Genomic DNA, 7698 nt, shown 5'->3' on the forward strand with positions numbered 1-7698 from the left:
CGAATACCGCAAGGAATTGCAGGATCTGCAAAAGCGCGGCTTCCAGCGCGTGAAGGTGGATGGCAAGCTGTATGAAATCGGCGAAGTGCCGGCGCTGAACAAGAAGCTGAAGCACGATATCGAAGTGGTGGTAGACCGCATCGTGGTGCGCGACGGCGTGCAGACCCGGCTGGCGGATTCCTTTGAAACCGCGCTCGGCCTGGCCGATGGTATCGCCATTGCCGAAAGCGCGGACAAGCCGGACCAGCGCACGATCTTCTCCGCCAAGTTCGCCTGCCCGGTTTCCGGTTTCACCATCGACGAGATCGAACCGCGGCTGTTTTCGTTCAACAACCCGTTCGGCGCCTGCCCCACCTGCGATGGCCTGGGCAGCAAGATGTATTTCGATGCCGCCCTGGTGGTGCCCGACGACAACCTCACCCTGCGCGAAGGCGCGCTGGCGCCCTGGTCGAAATCGGCTCAACCTTCCCCCTATTACATGCAGACCCTGGAGGGCCTGGCCAAGCATTACAAATTCTCGCTGAACAGCAAATGGAAGGAATTGCCGGCCAAGGTGCGCCAGGCGATCCTGAACGGCTCCGGCGAGGATATCGTGCCGATCGCTTACGACGACGGCATGCGCAGCTACACCATCAAGAAGCCGTTCGAAGGCGTGATCCCCAATCTGCAACGGCGCTGGCGCGAGACCGAAAGCGACTGGATCCGCGAGGAGCTGGAACGCTATCAATCGGCCACCGCCTGCGAAGCCTGCGGCGGCCATCGTCTGAAGCCGGAAGCCCTGGCCGTGAAGATCGGCGGCAAGCATGTGGGCGAAGTCTGCGAGCTTTCGATAGCCGATACGCGGCAATGGTTCCTCGATCTCGACAAGAAGCTGAATGCCAAGCAGCGCGATATCGCCGCCCGCATCCTGAAGGAGATCAACGAACGGCTGGGATTCCTGGTCAATGTGGGCTTGAACTATCTCACGCTTGCGCGCGCTTCCGGCACATTGTCGGGCGGTGAAAGCCAGCGCATCCGGCTGGCCTCGCAGATCGGCTCAGGGCTCACCGGCGTGCTTTATGTGCTGGACGAACCCAGCATCGGCCTGCATCAGCGCGACAATGCCAAACTGCTCGATACGCTGGTTTACCTGCGCGATATCGGCAACACCGTGCTGGTGGTGGAACATGACGAGGAAGCCATCCGCACGGCGGATTATGTGATCGATATGGGGCCGGCGGCCGGCGTGCATGGCGGCGAAGTGATCGCCGAAGGCACGCCTGCGCAGATCATCGCCTCGAAGAAATCCATCACCGGGCAATATCTGGCCGGCACCAAATTCGTGGCCGTGCCGGCCAAGCGCCGCCAGCGCACGCCCAACAAGACCGTGCGGGTGGTGAATGCGCGCGCCAACAACCTCAAGGGCGTGACCGCCGAATTTCCGCTCGGCCTGCTCACCTGCGTGACCGGCGTATCGGGCGGCGGCAAATCCACGCTTACCATCGAGACATTATTCAAGGCCGTGTCGCGCAAACTGAATGGCAGCCGCGAAATCCCCGGTGCGCATGATCGCATCGAAGGTCTGGAATGGCTGGATAAGATCATCGATATCGATCAATCGCCCATCGGTCGCACGCCGCGTTCCAACCCCGCCACCTATACCGGCGCTTTCGGCCCGATCCGCGACTGGTTCGCCGGCCTGCCGGAAGCCAAGACACGCGGTTACGCGGCCGGGCGTTTCTCGTTCAACGTGAAGGGCGGCCGCTGCGAGGCCTGTCAGGGCGATGGCCTGATCAAGATCGAGATGCACTTCCTGCCCGATGTGTATGTGCAATGCGATGTCTGCAAGGGCAAACGCTATAACCGCGAGACGCTGGACATCCATTACCGCGACAAATCCATCGCCGATGTGTTGGACATGACCGTTGATGATGGTGCGGATTTCTTCAAGGCGGTGCCTTCGATCCGCGAGAAATTGCAGACTTTGCAACAAGTCGGCCTGGGCTATATCAAGATCGGGCAATCGGCCACCACGCTTTCGGGCGGCGAGGCACAGCGCGTGAAGCTATCGAAAGAGCTTTCCAAGCGCGCCACCGGCCGCACGCTGTATATCCTCGACGAGCCAACCACCGGCCTGCATTTCGAGGATGTGCGCAAGTTGCTGGAGGTGCTGCATGCCCTGGTGGATAGCGGCAATACGGTGATCGTGATCGAGCATAATCTCGAAGTCATCAAGACCGCCGACTGGATTATCGATATGGGGCCTGAAGGCGGCGATGGCGGCGGCAAGATCGTGGCCGAAGGTACACCGGAACAGGTGGCGAAGGTTGCCGAAAGCCACACCGGCCGGTATTTGAAGGAATATCTGAAACCGGCCGCGCAACGCACAGCGCAACCGGCCAAGAGCAAGTCGCGGCGCGACGCTGCGGCCTGAAACGTAGCAAAAAGGAGAAATGCCGAGATGATCGACCGTAAAGCCCTCACCATCGCCGATGTCCAGAAGATTGCTGCGGCGGCCGAAGCGGAAGCCAAGCGCAACAATTGGAATGTGAGCATTGCGATTTGCGATGATGGCGGCCATCTGCTGCATTTCCAGCGTCTGGACGGCGCCGGTACGCAGACCACCTATATCAGTCAGGGCAAGGCCAAGGCCGCCGCTTTCGCGCGCAAGCCCACCAAGTCTTTGGAAGATATCGTGGCCGGCGGACGCAATGCCTTCCTCTCGGTGCCCGATCTGGTGCTGCTGGAAGGCGGCGAGCCGATCATCGTGGATGGCGTCTGCATCGGCGGCGTGGGCGTTTCGGGCGTGAAATCGTCTGACGACGCGCTGATCGCCCAGGCCGGCATCAAGGCCCTGCTCGGCTGAAATTATGGCAGCGCGGCGTCCGAAGGCGGTCGATCCCGCCTGGCTTGAGCGCGCCGCGCTGTATTATCTGGAACGTTATGCTTCCTCGGCCGACAACCTGCGCCGGGTTTTGCAGCGCAAGGCCAAGCGCCGGGTTTTCGGCGGCGAGGAATCCATTCCCGACGAATTGGATGCCTGGATCGCCGCGCTGCTCGAAAAGCTCATAAGGCTGAAACTGCTCAACGATCAGGCCTATGCCGAAACCCGGTTGCGCCGGCAATTGGCCGCGGGCAAATCGTTGGGCAGCATCAAGCGCGGCATGGCGGCCAAAGGTGTCGGCGAAACGGCCTTGAAGAACGCTTTCGCGCGCATGGAAGCCGAACGCGAGGAGCCGATTTCCGACTGGCCGGCCGCCCTGGCCTATGCCCGCAAGCGCCGGCTGGGCCCCTATCGCACTGATCCCGAGCAAAGAAAAGCCATGCGCCAGAAGGACATGGCCGCTCTTGCAAGGCGAGGGTTCAGCCAGGATGTGGCACGGCGTATACTGGCCGCAGAAAATGCGGATGCATTGGAGAGTTCAGACGATGAGTAAGCCCGTTCATGTAATTGGAGGCGGCCTTGCCGGTTCGGAAGCGGCCTGGCAATTGGCGCGCGCCGGCCAGCGCGTGGTGCTGCATGAGATGCGGCCCGAACGCAAGACCGACGCCCATCAAACCGATGGCCTGGCCGAACTGGTCTGCTCCAACTCTTTCCGCTCGGATGACGCCGACAATAACGCGGTTGGTCTGCTGCATGAGGAATTGCGCCGCTGCGGCTCGCTGATCATGCGGGCGGCCGATGCCAACAAACTGCCGGCCGGCGGCGCGCTGGCGGTGGACCGCGATGCCTTTTCGCAAGCCGTGCAAGCTGCCATCGAGGCCGAGCCGTTGATCGAGGTTGCGCGCGGCGAGATCACGGGTCTGCCGCCCCAGGATTGGGATAGCGTGATCATCGCCACCGGCCCCCTCACCTCGCCGGCATTGGCGCAATCCGTACTGAGCCTGACCGGCGAAAACAGTCTGGCGTTTTTCGATGCCATCGCGCCGATCGTCTACAAAGACAGCATCGATATGGACAAGGCCTGGTTCCAATCGCGCTACGACAAGGTGGGGCCGGAAGGCGATGGCGCCGACTACATCAACTGCCCGCTCAGCCGCGAGGAATACGACGCTTTCATCATTGCCCTGCTGGAAGCCGAAAAAACCGAATTCAAGGAATGGGAAAAGAACACGCCGTATTTCGAAGGCTGCCTGCCCATCGAGGTGATGGCAGAACGCGGACCGATGACCCTGCGCTTCGGCCCGATGAAGCCGGTCGGCCTCACCGATCCGCGCACCGGCAAACGGCCTAATGCCGTGGTGCAACTGCGCCAGGATAATGCGCTGGGGACGCTCTATAATCTGGTCGGCTTCCAGACCAAGATGAAGCATGCCGAACAGACCCGTATCTTCCGCATGATTCCGGGCCTGGAGAATGCGCAATTCGCCCGCCTGGGCGGCATTCATCGCAACACATTCCTGAATTCGCCCAAGCTGCTGGACGCGCAATTGCGTTTGAAGGCCGATCCGCGCTTGCGCTTCGCCGGCCAGGTCACCGGCGTGGAAGGCTATGTGGAAAGCACCGCCATCGGCCTGCTGGCCGGTCGCATGGCAGCCGCCGAACGCAACGGCGCTGCGCTGGCCGCGCCGCCCAACACCACGGCATTGGGCGCGCTGCATGCCCATATCACCGGCGGGGCGGATACCAAGAGCTTCCAGCCGATGAATGTGAATTTCGGCCTGTTCCCGCCCCTGCCCGACAGCGTGCGGCGCGAAAACCGCAAGAAGCTGATGAGCGAACGCGCCCGGGCCGCTTTGGCCGAATGGCTTGGAGAGCGGCAAGCGGCGGAATGAGCCGGGCGGAATGGCACGGTAGAATGACTGTGGCGCTAACCTTTCGGTCATCTTTGCCGGCCAGGATGCCGGCATGACATCCGATGCCGATATCTGGCGCGCCGCGCGCGACCTGATTGCCGATCACGGTGCGCGTGGCGCCGAGGCGGTTGCCGTCGAGCGTGTGGATGAAATGTTTTCCAGCGGCAATTTCATCGGCCATCTGCTGTGGCGGCGTATCCTGAAGGCGGTGCGCGGCATGGCCCAGGCGCGCCAGGTGGCCGACCGCGCAAATAATCCCGGCGCAAATAATCCCGGTTCAGGCAATCATCCAAGCCGGGGCATCGGTCGCTTCAAGCGCCAATAACGCCCTCAGCCAACCTTTACATGAGATGGCAGGCCGCGCGCGCCATCCACCGCCGCGCCGCGCATATCCGCATCGGTGAGATTGGCGAACATCAGATTGGCATCGCGCAGGTCTGTGCAGATCAGCTTGGCGCCATGCAGGTTGGCATTGGCCAGATTCACCCGGCGCAGATCGGCGCCGCTTAAATTCACCTGCGTGAGATGGGCGCGGCCGAGATACCAGCCGATCATCTGGGCCCGCCGGCCATCCTGGCCATCGGTTTCCACCCAGCGCAGATGCAAGCGCAGGGTTTCGGCCAGGATCGCGGTATCCACGGCCTCCGGCATCTTGGCATCGGTGTTGCCGAGCGTGGTGAACACGGCAGTATCCATGTCGGCCAGACGGAAATTCGCATCATGCAGCTTGGCATTGCGGAACTGCACATTGTTCAGCGTGGCATAGGAAAAATCCGCGCCTTCCAGGTCGGCGCCTTCCAGGATGGTGCCTTCCATCACAGCGCCCACAAAGGACGCCCCCACCAGCTTGGCCTGGCTGAGATTGGTGTTGTGCAGGCTGCTTTCGCTGAGCGACACAACGCCGCCCTTGCCATGCGGCAGCACCGGCGGCTCGGTCAGCGGCCGCATGTCGGCATTCTCGAAGCGTGTGCCCTTTAGGATGGCACGCGACAGGTCGGCACCGCGCAGGTTAGACCAGATCATCCGCGCATTGGTGAGATCGGCGCCGGAGAAATCGCACCCCGTCAGCACCGCCTGGCTGAAATCCGTATCGCGCAGATCGGCGCAATAGAAGCGGCAGCCCTGGAAGATGGCGCGTTGCAGGTTCAGACCCACCAGCTTGATGCCGGTGAGGTCCACGCCACTCAGCGAAAGCTGGCGGCCGCGGTTGAGCTTGCCATGCTTGCCCGACAGAAACTCGGCATGCAGCTTGATCTGGTCGAATAGATCAGTTAGGGCGGTCGTCAAAGAATCACCTGTCCAACGGGCTAGGGCGCTATGGCTTAAGCTACACGAAAGAAGGTGGGGTTTCTAAAGCAAAGAATCAATCGCTGGGGTTACCGCGATATTTCCGGGCCAATTCCACGTAATGTTGCGGACCATCGGCCAGGTTCTCCACCTCCTCGGGCGTCAGGTCGCGGAGGAATTTCGCCGGCCTCCCACCCCAGAGCTGGCCGCTGCGAACCCGCTTGCCCGGAGTAAGCAATGCACCCGCAGCGAGCATGCCGCGGCTCTCGATCACGGCTTCGTCCATCACGATGGCGCCCATGCCGACAAAGCTGTTGCTTTCCACCGTGCAGCCATGCAGCAGCACCATGTGGCCCACCAGCACATCGTCGCCTACGATGGTGGGAAAGCGGCCGGTGGTGACATGCACCACCGAGCCATCTTGGATATTGGTACGCGCGCCGATGCGGATGAAATGCACATCGCCGCGCAATACGGTGTTGAACCAGATCGAAGCGCCTGCACCGATCTCCACATCGCCGATCACCGTGGCATTCGGTGCGATAAAGGCATCCGGCGCTATCACCGGCTGCTTGCCATCGAAGGGCAGAACCAGCGGTTTCACGGGAAAACGGCCAGCTGATCCAGCCCCATGGTTTCAGGCAGGGCATGCATCAGGTTGAAATTCTGCACCGCCTGGCCGCTTGCGCCCTTCATCAGGTTATCGATGGCGCAGAACAGCATCGCCCTGCCCTTCATGCGATCGGCGAATACGCCGATCTGCGCCAGGTTGCTGGCGCGCACATGGCGGGTCTGCGGCGCGGTGCCGAAGGGCAGCAGCTTCACGAAATCCTCGTGGGCATAGCGCTCAGCCAGCGCGGCATGCAGATCCTGCGCGCTGGCGCCATTGGCCAAACGCACGTAGATACTGCTCAGCATGCCACGACTCATCGGCATCAGATGCGGGGTGAAATTCACCACCAGCGGCCGGCCCATGGCTTCGCTCAGAATCTGTTCGATCTCCGGGCCATGGCGATGCGAGGCCACGCCATAAGGATGCAGGCCTTCGGTCACCTCGCAATAGAGCGAGCCTTCCTTGGCCGCCCGGCCGGCGCCCGATACGCCCGACTTGGCATCGATCACGATGTCGTCGGCATCGATCAGGCCGGCCTTCAGCAGCGGCAGCAAAGGCAGTTGCGCCGAGGTGGGATAGCAGCCGGGATTGGCCACCAGCCGCGCCTTGGCGATGCGCTCGCGGTAATGCTCGGTCAGGCCGTAAACGGCTTCCTTCTGCAGTTCCGGCGCCCGGTGTTCATGGCCATACCATTTGGCATATTCCGCTGGATCGGTGAGCCGGAAATCCGCCGACAGGTCCACGATCTTCAGATGCGCCGGCAGGGCCGCGATCACTTCTTGCGTGGTGCCATGCGGCAGTGCACAGAACACCGCATCCACGCCGCTCCAATCCACCTCTGGGATCGAGACCAGCATGGGCAGGTCGTAGCCGTAGAATTGCGGAAACACCGTGTCGATGCCGGAGCCGGCCTTGCGGTCGGCGGTCAGCGCCACCAGTCGCACGCGCGGATGCCGCACCAGCAGGCGGATCAGCTCCGCCCCCGTGTAACCGCTGGCACCCAAAATCGCGACCCGGATCAG

The 7698-nt window shown here is 62.1% G+C and carries 8 protein-coding genes; 5 read left to right on the forward strand and 3 right to left on the reverse strand.

From position 1 onward, the window contains the following. The 5 genes from uvrA to KF827_RS19205 form a co-directional block, all read left to right on the forward strand. Window positions 1-2413, forward strand: a 2413-nt coding sequence (gene uvrA, locus KF827_RS19185) for an excinuclease ABC subunit UvrA (protein WP_291009122.1), incomplete at its 5' end; no start/stop codon positions are given. Between the two features lie 27 nt (window positions 2414-2440). After that, a complete protein-coding gene (locus tag KF827_RS19190) occupies window positions 2441-2845 on the forward strand; it encodes a heme-binding protein (RefSeq protein WP_291009125.1) in 405 nt (134 codons plus the stop codon). A 4-nt stretch (window positions 2846-2849) separates the two neighbouring features. Next, entirely contained in the window at window positions 2850-3416 is a 567-nt protein-coding gene (locus KF827_RS19195) for a RecX family transcriptional regulator (protein ID WP_291009128.1), read from the forward strand. Further along, complete coding sequence (trmFO, locus tag KF827_RS19200) at window positions 3409-4755, forward strand: methylenetetrahydrofolate--tRNA-(uracil(54)-C(5))-methyltransferase (FADH(2)-oxidizing) TrmFO (protein WP_291009131.1); 1347 nt, start codon at window positions 3409-3411, stop codon at window positions 4753-4755. Before KF827_RS19195 ends, trmFO begins: the two co-directional genes overlap by 8 nt. A gap of 73 nt (window positions 4756-4828) precedes the next feature. Further along, a complete protein-coding gene (locus KF827_RS19205; RefSeq protein ID WP_291009134.1) occupies window positions 4829-5101 on the forward strand; it encodes a hypothetical protein in 273 nt (90 codons plus the stop codon). A 5-nt stretch (window positions 5102-5106) separates the two neighbouring features. Here the strand turns inward: KF827_RS19205 and KF827_RS19210 are convergent, their stop codons facing one another. From KF827_RS19210 to argC, 3 genes are all read right to left on the reverse strand, one after another. Further along, on the reverse strand, window positions 5107-6063 hold the full coding sequence (locus KF827_RS19210) for a pentapeptide repeat-containing protein (RefSeq protein WP_291009137.1): 957 nt from the start codon (window positions 6061-6063) through the stop codon (window positions 5107-5109). A gap of 76 nt (window positions 6064-6139) precedes the next feature. After that, window positions 6140-6667 (reverse strand): gamma carbonic anhydrase family protein, encoded by a 528-nt coding sequence (locus KF827_RS19215; RefSeq protein WP_291009140.1) that lies wholly within the window; start codon window positions 6665-6667, stop codon window positions 6140-6142. Then, window positions 6664-7698: an N-acetyl-gamma-glutamyl-phosphate reductase gene (gene argC / locus KF827_RS19220; RefSeq protein WP_291009143.1), complete on the reverse strand. Its 1035-nt coding sequence runs from the start codon at window positions 7696-7698 to the stop codon at window positions 6664-6666. The genes KF827_RS19215 and argC overlap by 4 nt, the downstream gene beginning before the upstream one ends.

This window comes from Ferrovibrio sp., from assembly GCF_019636075.1.
GTDB lineage: Bacteria > Pseudomonadota > Alphaproteobacteria > Ferrovibrionales > Ferrovibrionaceae > Ferrovibrio.

Coding starts and splice junctions, on each gene's coding strand:
- KF827_RS19195 (WP_291009128.1), top strand. CDS start 2,850: ATGGCAGCGCGGCGTCCGAAGGCGGTCGATCCCGCCTGGCTTGAGCGC.
- KF827_RS19205 (WP_291009134.1), top strand. CDS start 4,829: ATGACATCCGATGCCGATATCTGGCGCGCCGCGCGCGACCTGATTGCC.
- trmFO (WP_291009131.1), top strand. CDS start 3,409: ATGAGTAAGCCCGTTCATGTAATTGGAGGCGGCCTTGCCGGTTCGGAA.
- KF827_RS19190 (WP_291009125.1), top strand. CDS start 2,441: ATGATCGACCGTAAAGCCCTCACCATCGCCGATGTCCAGAAGATTGCT.